The organism is Streptomyces sp. NPDC028711 (assembly GCF_055565415.1).
This window is the reverse complement of record NZ_JBVHUJ010000007.1, coordinates 205,780-225,280: the sequence shown is the minus strand read 5'-3', so window position 1 is coordinate 225,280 and position 19,501 is coordinate 205,780. Positions and strand designations below refer to the sequence as shown.

Genomic DNA, 19,501 nt, shown 5'->3' with positions numbered 1-19,501 from the left:
CCTATTTGGCGAGAAAAGTCGGCCGCCCGGTCCCGGCCGCCGCGGCGGTGGCGAGCAGATCGGTCTCCCGTTCCCGCTCCAGCATCCGGCGCAGCGGCCCGTCCGCCTCGGCCAGTTCCGCGTACGGGCCGCGCTGCACGGTCCGGCCCTCGTCCAGGACGAGCACCTCGTCGACGGCGTCGAGACCGTGCAGACGGTGGGTGATGAGGAGGGTCGTACGGCCCTCGGTGGCGCGGAGCAGGTCGTCGGTGAGCGCGTCGGCGGTGGCCAGGTCCAGGTGTTCGGCCGGCTCGTCGAGGACGAGGACGGGGAAGTCGGCGAGGAGGGCGCGGGCGAGCGCGAGGCGCTGCCGCTGCCCGCCGGAGAGCCGGGAGCCGTGCTCGCCCACCAGGGTGTCGAGCCCGTCGGGGAGGCTGTCCACCCAGTCGAGCAGCCGGGCCCCGCGCAGCGCCTCGCGCAGTTCCTCGTCGCTCGCCCCGGTGCGGGCGAGCCGCAGGTTCTCGCGGACGGAGCTGTCGAAGAGGTGGGCGTCCTGGGCGCAGAGGCCGACGAGCCGCCGGACCGCGTCCCCTTCGAGCTCCGGGGCGGGCACCCCGCCGAGCCGGTACGTGCCCTGTTCCACGTCCAGGAACCGCAGCAGCACCTGGGCCAGCGTGGTCTTGCCGGAGCCGGAGGCGCCGACGACGGCGACCCGGTGCCCGGCCTCCAGGGTGAGCCGGAAGTCGGCGAGCGCCGCCCGTTCCTGACCGGCGTGCCGGGCCGAGAGCCCGTCCAGTTCCAGCGGGAATGGGCCGGCCGGGGGAGTCCCGGGCGCGGCCGGCTCGTGTACGGGGACGGGGGCGTCGAGCACCTCGAAGACCCGCTCGGCACTGTGCTTCACGCGCTGCCGGTACTGCACGGCGAGGGGCAGTCCTGTGACGGCCTCGAAGGCGGCGAGCGGGGTCAGCACGACCACGGCCAGGGCCACCCCGTCGAGCCGCCCGTCGCGTACGGCCTGGACGCCGACGACCGCTGCGGCCACGACCGTGAGCCCGCACACCAGGGCGGAGAGCCCGGCCCCGAGCGCGGTGGCCGCGGCCTGCCGGGAGGCGATGCCGGTGAGGGCGCGGTCAGCGGTCCGGGCGCGTTCGATACGGCTCCGCAGGGCACCGGCCACCGTCAGCTCGGCGCAGCCGCGGAGCAGGTCGGCCACGGCGGTCGCCAGGGTGCCGCGCGCGGGGGCGAGCCGCTGTTCGGCCCGGCGGGCGAGCGCCCCGGAGGCCAGGGGGACGAGGACACCCGCGACCAGGAGGCCCACGGCGAGGACGGCACCGGCCTCGGGCAGCAGCCAGGCGGTGAACCCGGCGGACGCGACGCCCACGACGAGCGCGGCGCCGGCGGGGAGCAGCCAGCGGAGCCAGTAGTCCTGGAGGGCGTCGACGTCCTGCACGAGCCGGGCGAGCAGGTCGCCGCGGCGGGTGCGGCGGAGCCCGGCCGGGGCGATCCGCTCAAGCCGTCCGTAGACGGAGACCCGGAGTTCGGCGAGCATCCGCAGGACGGCGTCGTGCGAGACGAGCCGCTCGGCGTACCGGAACACGGCCCGCCCGATGCCGAAGGCACGCGTGGCGGTGACGGCCACCATCAGATGGAGCACAGGCGGCTGTTCGGAAGCACGGGAGATCAGCCAGCCGGACACGGCCATGAGCCCGACGGCGGAACCGAGGGCGAGGCTCCCGAGCAGCAGCGCGAGCGCCATCCGCCCCTTGAGCTCCCCGGCCATGCCCCGCACCCGTCCCAGGACGGACGTCCCCGCACCCACGCCGGACCCGTCGCCCTCCGCACCCCGGCCCGCACCGAGCTCGGCACCCTCCGCATCCCGGCCCACCCCGGCCTCGTCCGCCACGACAGCGCCCTCGCCCCGCGGCGCCCCCACCGCCGTGGCACCCGTCGGGGACGAGCCCGCCCCCGTAGAACCCGCAACCGGCGCGGCGCCGCCGACCGCCACCACCCGGTCCGCGACCGCCAGCAACGCCGGCCGATGCACAACGAGCAGCACCGTCCGCCCCGCCGCAAGGCGACGCACCGCGTCCACCACCCCCGCCTCCGTCGCCCCGTCCAGCGCCGCCGTCGGCTCGTCGAGCAGCAGCAGCGGCCGGTCGGCCAGGAACGCCCGCGCCAGCGCGAGGCGCTGCCGCTGCCCGGCCGAGAGCCCGGCACCGTCCTCGCCGAGCACCGTGTCGAGCCCCTGCGGGAGCCCCGCGACGAACCCGTCCGCCCCGGCGTCCCGCAGAGCCTCCCGTACCGCCTCGTCGGAGGCGTCCGGGCGGGCGAGGCGGACGTTCTCGGCGACCGTCCCCGCGAAGAGGTACGGCCGCTGCGGCACCCAGGCGATCCGGCTCCGCCACTCCTCCAGATCCAGCGACCCCAGGTCGACGCCCCCGACCCGTACCGAACCGCCCTCCTCCGGGACGGCGAACCCGAGCACGACATCGAGCAGCGTCGACTTCCCCGCGCCGCTCGGCCCGACCAGGGCCACCGTCTCCCCCGGCTCGACCGTCAGCGTCGCCGCGTCGAGCGAGGGTTCGGCGCGCCCGGCGTGCCGTACCGTCACGCCTTCCAGCTCAAGCCGGACCGAGTCCGGAACGGCCGCACCCGCGTCCCGCTCCCGTACCGGCTGCTCCAGGACGTCGAAGATCTCCTCCGCCGCCGCGAGCCCCTCCGCCGCCGCGTGGAACTGCGCTCCCACCTGCCGCAGCGGCAGATATGCCTCGGGCGCGAGGATCAGGATGACGAGCCCGATGTACAGGTCGAGGTCGCCGTGGACGAGCCGCATGCCGATGGTGACCGCGACGAGCGCGACCGACAGCGTCGCGAGGAGCTCCAGGGCGAAGGAGGAGAGGAAGGCGATCCGCAGTGTGCGCATCGTCGCCCGGCGGTACTCCGAGGTGATCGCGCGGATCGACTCGGCCTGGGCCTTCGCCCGGCCGAAGATCTTGAGGGTGGGAAGCCCGGCCACCACGTCGAGGAAGTGGCCGGAGAGCCGGGAGAGCAGCTTCCACTGACGGTCCATCCGGGCCTGGGTGTACCAGCCGATGAGGATCATGAAGACCGGGATGAGCGGCAGGGTGACGACGATGATCGCCGCCGAGACCCAGTCCTCGGTGACGATCCGGGCCAGGACCGCCACCGGTACGACCACCGCGAGACCGAGCTGGGGCAGATAGCGGGCGAAGTAGTCGTCGAGGGCGTCCACTCCCCGCGTCGCGAGGGCGATCAGCGAACCGGCCTTCTGGCCGCTCAGCCAGCCCGGTCCGAGCGCGGCCGCGTGGTCGAGCAGCCGGCCACGGAGTTCGGACTTGACCGCCGCGCTCGCCCGATGGGCGGCGAGCTCGGTCAGCCAGGAGACCAGCGCGCGCGCCACCGCGACGCCCGCGAGCAGCAGCAGGGCGCTGGTCAGCTCGGAGACCGACCGGCCCTGCTGGAAGGACCCCACGACGATCTCGGCGATGAGCATCGCCTGGGCGATGACCAGCGCCGCCCCGACGAGGCCGAGGAACACGACCGCGAGCAGGAAGACACGGGTGGCCCTGGCGTACCGGAGCAGACGCGGATCGATCGGTTTCACGTGAAACATGCTCCCTGTGAGGGGCCGGCCAGGTGTGTCCGGCGGGTCGGCGCCGGACACGGCCCAGGGCCGGACAGGACAGGCCTAGTGGGCGTCGGCGATGTGCTGCGTACCGAGCCGCTTGCGGAAGACCCAGTAGGTCCAGCTCTGGTAGAGCAGCACCAGCGGGGTCGCGAGCGCCGCGCACCAGGTCATGATCTTGAGCGTGTACGGGCTCGACGACGCGTTCGTCACGGTAAGGCTCCACTCCGGGTTGAGCGAAGACGGCATGACGTCCGGGAAGAGCCCGAGGAAGAGCATCCCCACGGCGGCGGCGATGGTGACGCCCGAGAACGCGAACGACCAGCCCTCGCGGCCCACCCTGATGGCGCCGATCGCGGCGACCAGGGCCACCACGGCGACCAGCATCGCCGCGAGGCTCCACCCGTTCCCCGTGTCGAGCTGCGTCCAGGCCAGGAAGGCCACCGCGAGAACCGCCGTGACCACGCCCAGCTTGAGCGCGAGCGCCCGGGCCCGGGTGCGGATGTCACCGATCGTCTTGAGCGAGGCGAAGACCGCCCCGTGGAAGGTGAAGAGGGTCAGCGTGACCAGGCCGCCGAGGAGCGCGTACGGGTTGAGCAGCTCCCAGAAGCCGCCCACGTACTCCATGTCCGCGTCGATCTTCACGCCCCGCACGATGTTGCCGAAGGCCACACCCCAGAGGAACGCGGGGATCAGCGAGGTCCAGAAGATGGCCTGTTCCCAGTTGTGCTGCCAGTTCTCCTCGGGCCGCTTCGCCCGGTACTCGAAGGCGACACCCCGGATGATCAGACAGACCAGGATGATCAGCAGCGGCAGGTAGAAGCCGGAGAAGAGCGTCGCGTACCACTCGGGGAACGCGGCGAAGGTCGCGCCGGCCGCGGTGAGCAGCCACACCTCGTTGCCGTCCCAGACGGGTCCGATGGTGTTGATGAGGACCCGCTTCTCGACCCGGTCACGGGCGAGCAGCTTGGTCAGGACCCCGATCCCGAAGTCGAAACCCTCCAGGAAGAAGTAGCCGATCCAGAGGACGGCGATGAGTACGAACCAGACGTCGTGGAGTTCCATGCCTCGATCTCCTCAGCCTCAGTACGAGAAGGCCATGGGGCGGTCGGGGTCACGAGAGTCCCCGCCGATCTTGGTGGGCGGATTGAGGTCGTCCTCGGTGAGCTCGGGCGGTCCCGCCTTGATGTACTTCACGAGGAGCTTGACCTCGATCACGGCGAGGACGGCGTAGAGCGCCGTGAAGACGATCATCGAGGTGAGCACCTCGGCCGTCGTGGTGCCGGGGGAGACCGCGTCCCGGGTGCGCAGCACGCCGTAGACGACCCAGGGCTGACGGCCCATCTCGGTGAAGATCCAGCCCCAGGCGTTGGCGATGAGCGGGAACGCCATGGTCCAGAGGGCGATGATCCAGTACCACTTGCCGAGGCGGGGGCTGAGTGCCTTCCGCTTGAACAGGACCAGGTTCGGCACCTCGTCCTCACCGGTCCGCATCCCCGGCGCCAGCATGAACTTCCTCCGGGTCAGCCAGAGGCCGATCATGCCGATCGTCAGCGAGGCCATGCCGAAGCCGATCATCCAGCGGAATCCCCAGTAGGCGACGGGGATGTTGGGCCGGTAGTCGCCGGGACCGAACTTCTCCTGCTCGGCCTTGTTGATGTCGTTGATGCCCGGGACGTACGAGGTGAAGTCGTCGTTCGCGAGGAAGGACAGCAGACCGGGGATCTCGACGGCGACCTTGTTGTGGCCCTTGTCGACGTCGCCGTAGGCGAAGATCGAGAAGGGCGCGGGCGCCTCGCCGTCCCAGAGCGCCTCGGCGGCGGCCATCTTCATCGGCTGCTGCTTGAACATGACCTTGCCGAGCATGTCACCGCTGACGGCGGTGCCGAGTCCGGCGATGATCAGGGTGATCAGGCCCAGCCGCAGCGAGGTCCGCATCACCGGGATGTGCTTCTTGCGCGCCAGGTGGAAGGCGGAGATGCCGACCATGAACGCGCCGCCGACCAGGAAGGCGGCCGCCATGGTGTGGAAGAACTGGGTGAGCGCGGTGTTCTGGGTGAGCACCTGCCAGAAGTCGGTGAGCTCCGCCCGGCCGCGCTCCTCGTTGATGCGGTAGCCCACCGGGTGCTGCATCCAGGAGTTGGCCGCGAGGATGAAGTACGCGGAGAGGATGGTGCCGATCGACACCATCCAGATGCAGCCGAGGTGGATCTTCTTCGGGAGCTTGTCCCAGCCGAAGATCCACAGACCGACGAAGGTCGACTCGAAGAAGAAGGCGATGAGCGCCTCGAAGGCCAGCGGCGCGCCGAAGATGTCACCGACGAACCGGGAGTAGTCGGACCAGTTCATGCCGAACTGGAACTCCTGCACGATGCCGGTGACGACACCCATGGCGATGTTGATCAGGAAGAGCTTGCCCCAGAACTTCGTCGCCCTGAGGTACTTCTCGTTCTCCGTCCGCACCCAGGCGGTCTGCAGCCCGGCGGTGAGCGCGGCGAGGGAGATCGTCAGGGGGACGAAGAGGAAGTGGTAGACGGTGGTGATGCCGAACTGCCAGCGCGCCAACGTCTCTGGCGCCAGAGCGAGGTCCACGTCGTTGTCTCCTTACATCGCCGCGCTCACATCGGCAGTCCACCCACCCGATCCCACCCATAACGAAAGGAAACGGAAGAGCTTGTGAACGCGTTCACATTCACAAGCTATTATGGCTCATACGAAATCCGTATCGTCAACCGGGGGTCCCCCGATCCGGACAAGGCCGCGTACCAGGGCATACAAGGACAAAGGCCCCCACGAGCGGAGCGCTCATGGGGGCCTGGTCACACAGGCAGGGCAGCCGGCCGGCCCTCCTCGCGGAAGCCCTTCCGGCGGCCCGGTCAGCTCTCCTCGCGGAAGCCCTCCGCCGCCTTCAGGAACAGGTCGTTCGCCTCGGTCTCGCCGATCGTCACCCGGACGCCCTCGCCCGCGAACGGCCGGACCATCACCCCGTGCCGCTCGCACTCCGCCGCGAAGTCCATCGTCCGCTCGCCGAGCCGCAGCCAGACGAAGTTCGCCTGGGTGTCCGGCACGGTCCAGCCCTGGGCCACGAGCCCCGCGTGGACCCGCTCGCGCTCGGCCACCAGCGAGCCGACCCGGCCGAGCAGCTCGTCCTCGGCCCGCAGCGAGGCCACCGCCGCGTCCTGCGCCAGCTGGCTCACCCCGAACGGCACCGCCGTCTTGCGCAGCGCCGCCGCCACCGGCTCATGGGCGACCGCGAAGCCGACCCGCAGCCCCGCCAGACCGTACGCCTTGGAGAAGGTCCGCAGCACGGCGACGTTCGGCCGGTCCCGGTACAGCTCGATGCCGTCCGGGATCTCCGTGTCGCGGACGAACTCGCGGTACGCCTCGTCGATCACCACGAGGACGTCGGAGGGCACCCGGTCGAGGAAGCGCTCCAGCTCGGCCCTGCGCACCGCGGTGCCCGTGGGGTTGTTGGGGTTGCAGACGAAGATCAGCCGGGTCCGGTCGGTGATCGCCTCGGCCATCGCGTCGAGGTCGTGCACCTCACCCTCGGTCAGCGGCACCTGCACCGAGGTGGCCCCGCTGATCTGCGTGATGATCGGGTACGCCTCGAAGGACCGCCAGGCGTAGATGACCTCGTCGCCGGGGCCCGAGGTCGACTGGAGCAGCGACTGGGCGACACCGACCGAGCCGGTCCCCGTGGCCAGGTGCGAGACGGGCACCCCGAAGCGGTCGGCCAGCTCCTCCATCAGCCCGGTGCAGGCCATGTCGGGGTAGCGGTTGAAGTTCGACGCGGCGGCCAGCGTGCTCTCCATGACCCCCGGCAGCGGCGGGTACGGATTCTCGTTGGAGGACAGCTTGAAGGCCACGGGCCCGCCCGCGGCCGCCGGCCTGCCCGGCTTGTAGGTGGGGACGCCGTCCAGCTCGGCGCGCAGCTTCGGGCTGCCCGTACTCGTCCCGCTGGTCTCGCTCACTGTGTGGCCTCCTCGACCGTCCGTACCGCCAATACTCCTCACCTTAAGAGGATTCGCCTCCCGTGCGAATGGGCTGTGGACAACAGGAGGGACACGCTGTGGACAGAGCCACCCGAAGCGGCCCACCGAGGGGGGAGCGCGCGCCAGGGTGGCGCGCGCCGGTGGCGAGCGCCGTGGCGCGCATCCCCCGTAGAGGTGAGTTGAGACCTCTTCGAGACCTCGCCCCCACACCAGGCCGACGGCATTCAACAACCCCAGGTCCCATGCAGAAGACTCCAACTACCTGCGATTTATTGGTTCTTGACGCTCATTGACCATGCAGAAACGTGCCTGTCAACGCCTGCATATGCGACCGTCTCCACCGCCTCTCATCGCCCTACTATCGGCTCGCCATGACAGCAGCAGGGAAGCACCAGGTGAGCCGGGCACAGACCCGGGGAAGCCGGCAGGGCCGGGCGGGCATCCGGGACGTGGCCGCCGCCGCCGGGGTCTCCATCACGACTGTCTCCGACGCGCTCAACGGCAAGGGCAGACTCCCCGACGCCACCCGCCGGCACGTGCGGGAGGTCGCCGACCGGCTGGGCTACCGCCCGTCCGCGGCGGCCCGCACGCTCCGCACCGGGAAGTCGGGACTCATCGGCCTGACCGTGACCACGTACGGGGATGAACCTTTCACCTTCACCGAATTCGCGTACTTCGCGGAGATGGCCAGAGCAGCCACATCGGCGGCGCTCGCCCGGGGCTACGCCCTGGTCATCCTCCCCGCCACCTCCCGCCATGACGTCTGGTCGAACGTCGCCCTCGACGGCACCGTCGTCATCGACCCCTCCGACCACGACCCGGTCGTCACCGAACTGGTCCGCCAGGGCCTGCCCGTCGTCTCCGACGGACGCCCCGCCGGCACCCTTCCGGTCACCGCCTGGGTCGACAACGACCACGAAGCCGCCGTCCTCGACCTTCTCGACCACCTCGCCGACGCCGGCGCCCGCCGCATCGGACTCCTCACCGGAACCACCACCGACACCTACACCCGCCTGTCCACCACCGCGTACCTCAACTGGTGCGAGCGCGTGGGCCAGGACCCCGTCTACGAGGCCTATCCGGCGCACGATCCGTGCGCGGGCGCCGTCGCGGCCGACCGGCTGCTCGCCCGACCCGACCGGCCCGACGCCGTCTACGGCCTCTTCGACCCGAACGGGACCGATCTCCTCGCGGCCGCCCGCCGCTACGGACTGCGCGTCCCCGACGACCTGCTGCTCGTCTGCTGCAGCGAGTCGACCGTCTACGCCACCACCGAACCGCCCATCACGACGCTCTCGCTCAAGCCACGCCGCATCGGCACGGCCGTCGTCCAGCTCCTCATCGACGCCATCGAGGGGAACGACACCGACGGACCGGTCGAGCAGGTGATACCGACCGAACTCATCGTCCGCACCTCGTCGCAGCGCCGTTCCCCCCGTACGACGGTCAGCCCGCCGCGCTCACCCACGAAGGACTGACCCCGCCCCATCGCCTCACCGCGTCCGCCGTCCTCGCCCCTGCCCGTGGGCGCGGACGGCGAAACCGGCCACCGAACCGGCCTCAACCCTGGATTCGACCTTCTCAATTCGGGCGAAACAACCGGTGAACCCGGAGTGGACCCGGATTCACCACCCCTGGTGCGTCACACAGGAGGAACCTCATTCCTATGATGGGCGCACGACACCGCGGACCTCCCCGACCAGGCCGGTCCGCGATGTGCAGGGCATCGCGACGGTGGTGGAGGGGTCCATGACTCAGGGGGCCGGGCAGGAGCCCGTGGTGCGCACGGCGACATTGCGTGACTTCCGCGTACCGCCGTACGCCCGGGTGCCCGTACAGGGCCATGCCACCGAACCGACGACCGCGGAGCCTCTGCCGGTGCCCCCACCGGCCGAGAACCCCGTCGCGCCCGCACCCCCGCAGGCAGCGCCCGCGCCCGCCGTGCCCGCCACGCCGATGCCCACCGCGCCCATGCCCGCCGAGCCGACCCTCCACCTGGGACGCCGTACCGCCCCCGCGTACCCCGCCGCGGCGGCCGGTTCCTCCATCGTCTCCGTCGCCACCGGCCACCCCGGCAACGCCTTCCCCGAGGGCGCGATGCCCGACGGGTACACCCCGACCGAGCGCGACCTCCCCGTCATCAAGCGCGGTGACACCGTCCAGGTCACGGTCCCCTCCGAGCCCGCCACCACCGCCGAGCCCGCCGCCGCGAGCGGCGAGGGACCCGGCCCGCTCTACGTCGTCGGGGACGTCCACGGCTACCTCGACGAGCTCGTCGCCGCGCTGCGCGCCCAGGGCCTCATCGACGAGAACGGCGGCTGGTCCGCCGGCAACGCCCGCCTCTGGTTCCTCGGCGACTTCACCGACCGCGGCCCCGACGGCATCGGCGTCATCGACCTCGTCATGCGGCTCTCCGCCGAGGCCGCCGCCGCCGGCGGCTACTGCAAGGCCCTGATGGGCAACCACGAGCTGCTGCTCATCGGCGCCAAGCGCTTCGGCGACACCCCGGTCAACTCCGGCGCGGGCACCGCCACCTTCCAGGCCGCCTGGCTGCTCAACGGCGGCCAGAAGCACGACATGGACCGGCTCCAGGACGTTCACCTCCAGTGGATGTCCCGGCTCGACGCCGTGGTGCGCGAGGACGACCACCTCCTCCTGCACTCCGACACCACCGCGTACCTCGAATACGGCGAGACCATCGAGGACGTCAACGACACGGTCCACGAGATCCTCAACCGGAACGACGCCGACGAGGTCTGGGACGTCTTCCGCAAGTTCACCAAGCGCTTCGCCTTCCGCGACGAAGGCGGTCCGCAGGCCGTCCAGGAGCTGCTCTCCACCTACGGCGGCCACCGGATCGTCCACGGCCACAGTCCGATCCCGTACCTCCTCGGCCAGGTCGGCACGGAGGACGGCGAGGACAGCGCGGGCCCGGTCGTCGACGGACCGCACGTGTACGCGGACGGTCTGGCGATCGCCATGGACGGCGGAGTGACCATGGCCGGAAAGCTACTGGTCGTCCAACTCCCCCTGGACCGCTGAGGCATAACCCTGCGCATCCGGGGAAGGCGAATTCCGGAAACACCCTGTCAGCGCGTGGCACCCCCGCAATACCATCGGGTCCATCCGTAGCAGGCTCTCCTCCGTTTCTGCCCGAGCCACCGTTCCCCACGGCTGAACCGGGCCCACGGAGCATCGGGGGATGCACATGAACGTGGCTCCGCACCTGCTGACCGAGGACCGCGCCGAGTACGAGCGGGTCCTCGACGACGCACTGAGCACCGCCCACGCACGTCCGGAACTCTCCGGAGCCGGGACCCGGCTCACGCTGGCGCAGCTGCGTGCCATGACGCTGAACGCGACGGCGCTGGTGACGAGCGCGGCGGCGAGCGAGTACGAGCACTTCGTGAAGGTCCGTGAGGAGAACCGCGCGGCCCTCGGGAGCCGGGCGCCGGTCCCCTCCGACCGCCCCGGGCCCGGCGCCGGCGTCGTCGCCGTCTTCACCGTCCTGGTGCCCGTCCTGGCGGGGGCAGCGGCCGTCATATTCCTGCTGGTCGGCGCGGTGCTCCGAGCCCTCGCCCCCACCCTGGTGTTCGGCGCGACGCTGCTGACCGCCGGCCTGGTCTTCGGCGTCCTGGCCGCGGCCGGGCTGCTCTGCGCGGCCGTCGGACTCCTCGTGACGGCCCTGCGCAATCAGCCGGCCGAGGTGAGCACGGGAACCGCACCGGACGACGAACTGTCCCTCGCCCGGGAGGCCTGGCGCCGTGCCCTCCTCGAGCGCGGCATCCTCCCCTTCCTCCGCGACGTCCTCGCCGCCACCGCCCCACCCGCGGGCCCGCCGCCCCCGCCCCTGCCCTGACATGCCGCCGGCCCGCGACTCCCCCGGGGTCGCGGGCCGGCACACACGCCGGGGAGGGTCAGTCCGCCAGCGGCAGGTAGACGCGGTTGCCGCTCGCGGCGAACTCCGCGGACTTCTCCGCCATGCCGGCCTCGATCTCCTGCTGCGTACCGCCGTGCTCACGACGGATGTCCTGCGAGATCTTCATCGAGCAGAACTTCGGGCCGCACATCGAGCAGAAGTGCGCGGTCTTCGCGGGCTCCGCCGGCAGCGTCTCGTCGTGGAACTCGCGCGCGGTGTCCGGGTCGAGCGCCAGATTGAACTGGTCCTCCCAGCGGAACTCGAACCGCGCGTCCGACAGCGCGTCGTCCCACTCCTGCGCGCCCGGGTGCCCCTTGGCGAGGTCCGCCGCGTGGGCCGCGATCTTGTACGTGATGACTCCGGTCTTCACGTCGTCGCGGTTCGGCAGGCCGAGGTGCTCCTTGGGCGTGACGTAGCAGAGCATCGCCGTGCCCCACCAGGCGATCATCGCCGCGCCGATGCCGGAGGTGATGTGGTCGTACGCGGGCGCGACGTCCGTGGTCAGCGGGCCGAGCGTGTAGAACGGCGCCTCCTCGCAGATCTCCTGCTGGAGGTCGATGTTCTCCTTGATCTTGTGCATCGGGACGTGCCCGGGGCCCTCGATCATCGTCTGCACGTTGTGGCGCTTGGCGATCGTGTTGAGCTCGCCGAGCGTGCGCAGCTCCGCGAACTGGGCCTCGTCGTTGGCGTCCGCGATCGAGCCGGGGCGCAGCCCGTCGCCGAGCGAGTACGTGACGTCGTACGCCGCCAGGATGTCGCAGAGCTCCTCGAAGTTCGTGTAGAGGAAGTTCTCCTTGTGGTGCGCGAGACACCAGGCGGCCATGATCGAGCCGCCGCGCGAGACGATGCCGGTCTTGCGGCGCGCGGTGAGCGGGACGTACGGCAGGAGTACGCCGGCGTGCACCGTCATGTAGTCCACGCCCTGCTCGGCCTGCTCGATGACCGTGTCCTTGTAGATCTCCCAGGTCAGGTCCTCGGCCCTGCCGTCGACCTTCTCCAGGGCCTGGTAGAGCGGCACGGTGCCGATCGGCACGGGGGAGTTGCGCAGCACCCACTCGCGGGTGGTGTGGATGTTCCGGCCGGTGGACAGGTCCATGACCGTGTCGGCGCCCCACTTGGTCGCCCAGGTCATCTTCTCCACCTCCTCCTCGATGGAGGAGGTGACGGCGGAGTTGCCGATGTTGGCGTTGACCTTCACCAGGAACCGCTTGCCGATGATCATCGGCTCGATCTCCGGGTGGTTGACGTTCGCCGGGAGCACCGCGCGACCCGCCGCGATCTCCTCCCGTACGACCTCGGGGGAGACGTTCTCGCGGATCGCGACGTACTCCATCTCCGGCGTGATCTCGCCCCGGCGGGCGTACGCGAGCTGCGTCACCGGCTGGCCCTCGCGGCCCTTGCGCGGCAGACGCGGGCGGCCGGGGAAGACGGCGTCGAGGTTCTTGAGCCCGCCGCCGCGCGGCGAGGTGTGCTTGATGCCGTCGTCCTCGGGGCGGGCCGGGCGGCCCGCGTACTCCTCGGTGTCGCCGCGCGCGATGATCCAGTTCTCGCGCAGCGGCGGAAGTCCCCGCCGTACGTCGGTGTCGACGGTGGGGTCGGTGTACGGGCCGGACGTGTCGTACAGCGTGACGTCCCTGCCGTTGGTGAGGTGCACCTGACGGACCGGCACCCGGAGGTCGGGGCGCGAGCCCTGGACGTACCCCTTGTGCCAGCCCGGCGTGCGCTCGCCGTCGGTGGAGGTGCCGTCCTGGTCGGAGGCAGGCGTGCGTGCATCCTGAATGGTCATGAGACCGATCTCCCTACGCCGGCATTACCCGGTAACAGGTTCGGCGGTCGGCGCAGCCTCTTCCCGTACGTGCGTACGGTGATCAGCGCCCTCTCAGCCCGGTGCTCCGAGCTCCCGCGTGTGCAAAGGTGCCACCACGCTAGCGCCATCCCTGGCGTGCTGAACAGTGGGCCCCCGTCGTTCTTGCGATGATCGGTCGGTGACTTCCCCCCAGCAGACCCCCGAGCCGCACGGCCACGACCACGGTCCCGGCCCCTCCCACGGGCCGGGCCAGGGGCACGGCCACAGCCACAGCCACGGCCCCGCCGCCCCGGTGTCCCGGCATCTGCGCAAGGTCATCGCCGCGGTCCTGATCCCCTTCGCCACGGCCGTCCTGGTCGGTCTCGCGGTGCTGTGGCCCGGCGGTGCCCCGGCCCACGAGCGCACCGGCGTCGGCTTCGACCGGCAGACCGAGCAGGGCCAGGTCGTGGCCGTCGAGCACGTCGACTGCAAGGACGTGAACGCCGCGCAGGTCCCGCCGACCGGGGACACCTCCACCCCGGAGGGGCGCGAGGCTGTCGAATCCCAGCAGGGTCAGTGCGCGAAGGCGACCGTCGAGGTGACCAGCGGCCCGGAGAAGGGGCGTACGTTCACCGAGATCGTGCAGCCGGACGCGCCGCGCCAACTTCACGAGGGTCAGGGCGTGGTGGTGGCCTACGCCCCCGACGCCCCGCGCGACCTGCAGTACTCGGTGACCGATGTGAACCGCAAGGTGCCGCTGGCGGTCCTCGCCGGCATCTTCGCCCTCGTCGTCGTGCTCGTCGGCCGGATGCGGGGCGTGATGGCGCTCATCGCCCTCGTCGCGAGCTTCCTCGTGCTCACGTTCTTCATCCTGCCCGCGATCCTGGAAGGGTCGAATCCGCTGGTGGTGGCGGTCGTCGGATCGAGCGCGATCATGCTGATCGCGCTCTACATGTGCCACGGCCTCTCGGCCCGCACCTCGGTGGCGGTGCTCGGGACGCTGATCTCACTGCTGCTGATCGGCCTGCTCGGCTCGCTCTTCATCGGCTGGGCCTCGCTGAGCGGCAACACCGACGACAACACCGGTCTGATCCACGGCCTGTACCCGAGCATCGACATGTCCGGCCTGCTCCTCGCCGGGATCATCATCGGTTCGCTCGGCGTGCTCGACGACGTGACGGTCACCCAGACCTCGGCGGTCTGGGAGCTGCACCAGGCCGATCCGGGCATGGGGCCGCGCGCGCTGTACCGGGCCGCCATCCGGATCGGCCGTGACCACATCGCCTCGGTCGTGAACACGCTGGTGCTGGCCTACGCGGGCGCCGCCCTCCCGCTGCTGCTGCTCTTCTCGATCGCGCAGAGCAGCATGGGGACGGTGGCCAACAGCGAGCTGGTCGCCGAGGAGATCGTGCGGACCCTGGTCGGATCGATCGGTCTGGTCGCCTCCGTACCGGTCACCACGGCGCTCGCGGCACTGGTGGTCTCGGCCGACCGGACGGAGGGCGACGGGCGTCCGGGCGCGGGCAGCCGGAAGCCGACGGCGGGACGGGGCGGGCGGCGCCGCCGCGCCAAGTGAGGCGTGCGGGGGCGGGCGAGGCGTACGGGCGGGGGCCGGTCAGGCGGCCGGCCCCGCGCTCTCCTCGGCCAGGATCCGGCCCAGAGCGGCTTCCAGGTTGTCCTCGAAGTCGCCGAGTGTCCGTTCCTGACCGAGCGGGACCAGCTTGTCCGTACGGTCGAGGAAGGCGACCAGCGGCGGCGCGCTCGCGCGGAACAGGGCGCGGTCGCCGCCGACCTGGAGCCGGATGGAGACGTCCGAGAGTCCCTCGGGTTCCGTCGGGGCGATGTGCACATCGCCGTCCCCGCTCGGCCGGTTGATCCCGTCGAGCAGCAGCTCCCTGCCGAAGGCCCAGGTCACAGGAGCGTCCCCGGGGAGGTGGAAGGTCATCCGCACCGCGTAGGGATCCCGGGTCTCATATCGCAGTTCGACCGGGATCCTGAAGGAGAGCTCCTCGGAGACGAGGAAGCTCATCAGGACTTCGGCCTGGACGGACTCTCGCATCGTGTACCCCGCAGTAGATGAAGCAGTTGTGTAAACACAGCTGCTGAAACCTGTGACCGAAACGGCCAGGAATGATCCCCCGTGGCCCTCTTGACGCAATCGTGCTGTAAGCGCTAGCAGATCACAAGGAGTGATTTTTCAGATACTGATAGAGAAAGCGAGCGAACTGAAGAGCCTTCCGATCTCTGTGCGTAGTCGCTCGATTGCGGGGAGCAACCGTTCTTCCTGGTGAAGCGGCAGGGAAATGGCCATTGCGGCCGCTGTGGAGCCCGCCGTGATGGGGATCGCGGCACAAACCGTGCCGAGCGCATATTCCTGACGCTCCACCAGGGGCTCCATTCGCCCGTAACCGTCCAAACGCTCCAAAAGCAGACGGCGATTACGCACCGTGTACGGAGTGATGGCGTCCACCGGATGGCGGTCAAGGTGGTCTTGACGAGATTTCAGATCGAGTTGACTCAGCAGGCACTGCCCGATGGCGTGCGCGTGCGCGGTCTCGCGGAAGTCGGCCCATTCCTCCACGGCGGGGGCGGAAGGGGTGTCGGCGACGGCGACGAGTTCGATCTCCCCCTCGCGGTAGAGGGCGAAGTAGACCGGCACACCGATCTCGTCCCGCCAGCGGGCAAGGGAGTCCTCGATCTTGATGCGACGATTCTGCACAGCCCCGCCGCCGGCCAGCCGGACAGCGGCGTCGCCCAGGACGAACACCCCCTTCTCACGGCGCAGATAGCCCTCGTGCGTCAGGGTGCGGAGCAGGTGGTACGTGGTGGGCAGCGGAAGGCCCGTCTCACGTGCGAGCTGTTTGGCCGGCGCGCCGCCCTCATGGGAGGACACGGCCTCCAGAAGTCTCAGCGCCCGCTGCACCGAGCCGATCAGGGTCGGCGCAGCCGTCTGCGAAGCCGTGGCCAAAGGTCACCCCCAGGCGTGACGACGGATGCACTGCACCCGCCCGCGGGGGCCGCCCCCGCGCGCCCGCCGGGCCTGGGAAACCGCTGGTCAGTACGGAGGTCTACGCCTGTAGTCCCCAACGCGGCGGAGAGATTCCACTCTAGTGGCAGCCCCTGGGGCCCCGCCCTGATTCGACCAGTGCGTTCCCCCGGGCGGGCTAATCCCCTCCGTCGCCTTCAAACCGATGAGTAGCGCGTGCTACCACTCCTCGCGCGAGCGGTCGGAGGACGTGAACTTCCGCACGACGTAGATCAGTCCGGCGACGAGGGCCACGAAGAGCAGCACCTTGAAGAGCAGCCCGACCACGAAGGCCAGGACGCTGGTGATCAGCCCTCCGAAGACGAGCAGCGCGAGCACCGGTATGGCGACCCACTTCACCCACCAGGGCATCCCCGCGAGAATCTCCTGCACGGCCATCGTCCTACCTCGCTCTCGACGTCATGTTCGACGCCTTCCGCGCCGAACACGTTCAAGGCTAGGTGCCGGAAGCGGCCCACGGGGACGCCGCGGCCCCCGCTCTCCCCTGATCCGCCCCCTAGGGGGTGTCCTCCCGTTCAGGCCGGACCGGGGGCTCAGCTCTCCGGCGGGGAGAAGACCACCATCACGCGCAGGTCCTCGCTGATGTGGTGGAACTTGTGCTCCACCCCGGCCGGCACGTAGACCACGCTCCCGCGCGCCACCTGGGTCGTCTCCGTCCCGACCGTGATCGCGGCCCGGCCGCTCACCACGAAGTACACCTCGTCCTGGTGGTGCGGCTGCTGCGGATCGAGCTCCCCGGCGTCCAGCGCGTACAGACCCACCGACATGTTCCGCTCCCGCAGGAACTGGAGGTACGCGCCCTTGTTCGCGGCACGCTCCGCCTCCAGTTCGTCCAGTCGGAATGCCTTCATCGCCCGTCCGCCCCTGCCTCGGCCCGATCATGTCTGCCACGATCAGACACATGATGAATTTCGTAGTCAAGACGCTCGCCAACGCGGGCGCCCTGGGAGTCGCCATCTGGCTGCTCCAGGACATCACCCTGACCGGTGAGAGCACCGGCAAGAAGGCCCTGACCCTCATTCTCGTCGCCCTGGTCTTCGGGCTCGTGAACTTCTTGGTCAAGCCCGTCGTCAAGCTGCTTACGCTGCCGCTCTTCATCCTGACGCTCGGCCTGATCACCCTCGTGGTCAACGCCCTGATGCTGCTCCTCACCTCCTGGCTCGCCGAGCAGTTCGACCTCAGCTTCCACGTGGAGGGCTTCTGGACCGCCGTGCTCGGCGGCCTGATCATCTCCGTCGTCTCGTGGGCGCTGAACGTCGTGCTTCCCGACGGCGACTGAGTGGGGACCATGGCCTACCGCGTCTGCTTCGTCTGCACGGGCAACATCTGCCGGTCGCCGATGGCCGAGCACGTCTTCCGCAGGCAGGTGGAGGAGGCCGGTCTCGGCGCGGCGGTGCGGGTCGACAGCGCCGGCACCGGTGGCTGGTACGAGGGCGAGGCCGCCGACCCGCGCGCGGTCGCCGTGCTCGACGAGAACGGCTACACCTCCGCGCACACCGCACGCCGGTTCCAGGCCTCCTGGTTCCCCGGCCTGGACCTGGTGATCGCACTGGACGAAGGGCATGCGCGGGAGCTTCGGAAGCTCGCCCGCACGCCCGAGGAGGCGGCGCGGATACGACTGCTGCGCTCCTACGACCCGGCCGCGCGGGGCGCACTCGACGTCCCCGACCCGTACTACGGGGACCGCGAGGATTTCGAGGAGTGCCTGGAGATGGTGGAGGCCGCGAGCGAGGGACTGCTCGCGGCCGTACGCCGAGAGATCAAGGAGCGAACACCGTGACCGACAAGGACTACGGCGACGGCACGCGCGCCGTGCGGGCCGGGCTGCCCGAACCCGTGAAGTACGAGCCGACCCTGCCCGGTCCGGTCTTCGCCGCGCACTTCCATCTGCCGGGCGAGCCGACGGGCCCGTACACCTACGGACGCGACGAGAACCCCACCTGGACCCATCTGGAACGGGCCATCGGCGAGCTGGAGGCGCCGGGGGAGCAGGGCGTCGAGACGCTGGTCTTCGCCTCGGGCATGGCCGCGATCTCCGCCGTCCTCCTCTCCCAGCTGAAGGCCGGCGACGCGGTGGTGCTGCCCACCGACGGCTACCAGGCCCTGCCCCTGCTGCACGAGCAGCTGAGGGCGTACGGCATCGAGGTCCGCACCGCGCCGACCGGCGGCGACGGGCAGCTCGCCGTGCTCGACGGGGCCCGCCTGCTCTGGATCGAGACCCCGTCCAACCCCGGGCTCGACGTCTGCGACATCCGGCGCCTGGTGCGCGAGGCGCATGCCGCGGGGGCGCTCGTCGCCGTCGACAACACCCTCGCCACCCCGCTCGGCCAGCGCCCCCTCGAACTGGGCGCGGACTTCTCCGTCGCCAGCGACACCAAGGGCATGACCGGGCACGGCGACATCCTGCTCGGCCATGTCAGCTGCCGCGATCCCCGGCGGGCGGCGGAGGTGCGGCGCTGGCGCAAGGTCGTCGGTGCCATCCCCGGTCCCATGGAGGCCTGGCTCGCCCACCGTTCGCTCGCCACGCTCCAGCTGCGGATCGACCGGCAGTGCTCCACCGCCCTCACGCTCGCGCGGACGCTTGCCGAACGCGCGGACGTGACCGGGCTGCGCTACCCGGGGCTGCCCACCGACCCCTCGCACACGGTTGCCGCCGCGCAGATGCGGCGCTTCGGACCCGTGGTCTCCTTCGAGCTCGCGGACCGGAAGCGGGCCGAGCGGTTCCTCGAAGCGCTACGGCTCGTGGACGACGCCACCAGCTTCGGCGGGGTGCGCTCCACGGCGGAGCGGCGCGGGCGCTGGGGCGGCGACGCGGTCGCGGAGGGCTTCATCCGGTTCTCGGTCGGCGCCGAGGACCCGGAGGACCTGATCGCCGATGTGCTGCGGGCTCTCGACGAGGCCGGCGCCGTCGGCTGAGACCGGCCGCGGGTTCGCGGACCGGGGCGCTCCGAGCCTCCCCCCTCGTGGCTCGGAGCGCCCTCGGTCCACGCGCGGAGACCGCCCGAACAAGGCTAGTTGACTGTGCGTCAGTGTCCAATCACGGTAGCGACAGAGACCTATCGACTTATTTATAGTTGGACGGTCCTGAGGCGCAGTCTGTCGACCGCCTGAGTCGAACGGCCGCACGGCC

16 protein-coding genes are annotated in these 19,501 nt (G+C 70.6%); 7 read left to right on the top strand and 9 right to left on the bottom strand.

Going from position 1 to position 19,501, the window contains the following annotated elements; translation table 11 throughout:
• Position 1: 1 nt before the first annotated feature.
• The 4 genes from cydD to hisC all read right to left on the bottom strand — a co-directional run bounded on the left by cydD (position 2) and on the right by hisC (position 7,599).
• Positions 2–3,604, bottom strand: a complete 3,603-nt coding sequence (cydD, locus tag ACZ4VK_RS22950; RefSeq protein ID WP_468354853.1) for a thiol reductant ABC exporter subunit CydD — start codon at positions 3,602–3,604, stop codon at positions 2–4.
• An 84-nt stretch (positions 3,605–3,688) separates the two neighbouring features.
• Positions 3,689–4,690 carry a cytochrome d ubiquinol oxidase subunit II gene (cydB, locus tag ACZ4VK_RS22945; RefSeq protein ID WP_468354850.1) on the bottom strand — a complete coding sequence of 334 codons (1,002 nt, stop codon included), beginning with the start codon at positions 4,688–4,690 and terminating at the stop codon, positions 3,689–3,691.
• A gap of 18 nt (positions 4,691–4,708) precedes the next feature.
• Positions 4,709–6,217: a cytochrome ubiquinol oxidase subunit I gene (locus ACZ4VK_RS22940; RefSeq protein ID WP_468354847.1), complete on the bottom strand. Its 1,509-nt coding sequence runs from the start codon at positions 6,215–6,217 to the stop codon at positions 4,709–4,711.
• A 284-nt stretch (positions 6,218–6,501) separates the two neighbouring features.
• A complete protein-coding gene (hisC, locus tag ACZ4VK_RS22935; protein ID WP_468354844.1) occupies positions 6,502–7,599 on the bottom strand; it encodes a histidinol-phosphate transaminase in 1,098 nt (365 codons plus the stop codon).
• A 392-nt stretch (positions 7,600–7,991) separates the two neighbouring features.
• On the opposite strand from hisC, the gene ACZ4VK_RS22930 reads away from it, so the two are divergent.
• The 3 genes from ACZ4VK_RS22930 to ACZ4VK_RS22920 all read left to right on the top strand — a co-directional run bounded on the left by ACZ4VK_RS22930 (position 7,992) and on the right by ACZ4VK_RS22920 (position 11,479).
• Positions 7,992–9,098, top strand: a complete 1,107-nt coding sequence (locus tag ACZ4VK_RS22930; RefSeq protein WP_468354841.1) for a LacI family DNA-binding transcriptional regulator — start codon at positions 7,992–7,994, stop codon at positions 9,096–9,098.
• Positions 9,099–9,369: 271 nt separating this feature from the next.
• Positions 9,370–10,662, top strand: coding sequence for a metallophosphoesterase (locus ACZ4VK_RS22925; RefSeq protein WP_468354838.1), 1,293 nt, complete (start codon positions 9,370–9,372; stop codon positions 10,660–10,662).
• Positions 10,663–10,822: 160 nt separating this feature from the next.
• A complete protein-coding gene (locus ACZ4VK_RS22920; RefSeq protein ID WP_468354835.1) occupies positions 10,823–11,479 on the top strand; it encodes a hypothetical protein in 657 nt (218 codons plus the stop codon).
• Between the two features lie 58 nt (positions 11,480–11,537).
• On the opposite strand, the gene thiC is transcribed toward ACZ4VK_RS22920, so the two are convergent.
• Positions 11,538–13,325, bottom strand: coding sequence for a phosphomethylpyrimidine synthase ThiC (gene thiC, locus ACZ4VK_RS22915; protein ID WP_468354832.1), 1,788 nt, complete (start codon positions 13,323–13,325; stop codon positions 11,538–11,540).
• 199 nt (positions 13,326–13,524) lie between these two features.
• Here thiC and ACZ4VK_RS22910 point away from each other — a divergent pair, with 199 nt between their 5' ends.
• The gene (locus tag ACZ4VK_RS22910) at positions 13,525–14,901 is read left to right on the top strand and encodes a YibE/F family protein (protein ID WP_468354829.1); all 1,377 of its coding nucleotides are present in this window, start codon (positions 13,525–13,527) and stop codon (positions 14,899–14,901) included.
• 39 nt (positions 14,902–14,940) lie between these two features.
• On the opposite strand, the gene ACZ4VK_RS22905 is transcribed toward ACZ4VK_RS22910, so the two are convergent.
• From ACZ4VK_RS22905 to ACZ4VK_RS22890, 4 genes are all read right to left on the bottom strand, one after another.
• The gene (locus ACZ4VK_RS22905) at positions 14,941–15,384 is read right to left on the bottom strand and encodes an SsgA family sporulation/cell division regulator (RefSeq protein ID WP_073811732.1); all 444 of its coding nucleotides are present in this window, start codon (positions 15,382–15,384) and stop codon (positions 14,941–14,943) included.
• Between the two features lie 138 nt (positions 15,385–15,522).
• Positions 15,523–16,293, bottom strand: a complete 771-nt coding sequence (locus tag ACZ4VK_RS22900) for an IclR family transcriptional regulator (RefSeq protein ID WP_468354826.1) — start codon at positions 16,291–16,293, stop codon at positions 15,523–15,525.
• A gap of 237 nt (positions 16,294–16,530) precedes the next feature.
• A complete protein-coding gene (locus ACZ4VK_RS22895) occupies positions 16,531–16,743 on the bottom strand; it encodes a DUF5326 family protein (protein WP_389680586.1) in 213 nt (70 codons plus the stop codon).
• 161 nt (positions 16,744–16,904) lie between these two features.
• Entirely contained in the window at positions 16,905–17,222 is a 318-nt protein-coding gene (locus tag ACZ4VK_RS22890) for a cupin domain-containing protein (protein WP_468354823.1), read from the bottom strand.
• A gap of 50 nt (positions 17,223–17,272) precedes the next feature.
• Between ACZ4VK_RS22890 and ACZ4VK_RS22885 the strand changes: the two genes are divergently transcribed.
• The 3 genes from ACZ4VK_RS22885 to ACZ4VK_RS22875 are packed head-to-tail and all read left to right on the top strand — an operon-like array spanning position 17,273 to position 19,287.
• Complete coding sequence (locus ACZ4VK_RS22885) at positions 17,273–17,650, top strand: phage holin family protein (RefSeq protein WP_351211025.1); 378 nt, start codon at positions 17,273–17,275, stop codon at positions 17,648–17,650.
• A 9-nt stretch (positions 17,651–17,659) separates the two neighbouring features.
• Complete coding sequence (locus tag ACZ4VK_RS22880; RefSeq protein WP_468354818.1) at positions 17,660–18,151, top strand: low molecular weight protein-tyrosine-phosphatase; 492 nt, start codon at positions 17,660–17,662, stop codon at positions 18,149–18,151.
• Positions 18,148–19,287 (top strand): cystathionine gamma-lyase, encoded by a 1,140-nt coding sequence (locus tag ACZ4VK_RS22875; protein ID WP_468354816.1) that lies wholly within the window; start codon positions 18,148–18,150, stop codon positions 19,285–19,287. The genes ACZ4VK_RS22880 and ACZ4VK_RS22875 overlap by 4 nt, the downstream gene beginning before the upstream one ends.
• Positions 19,288–19,501: the final 214 nt, after the last annotated feature.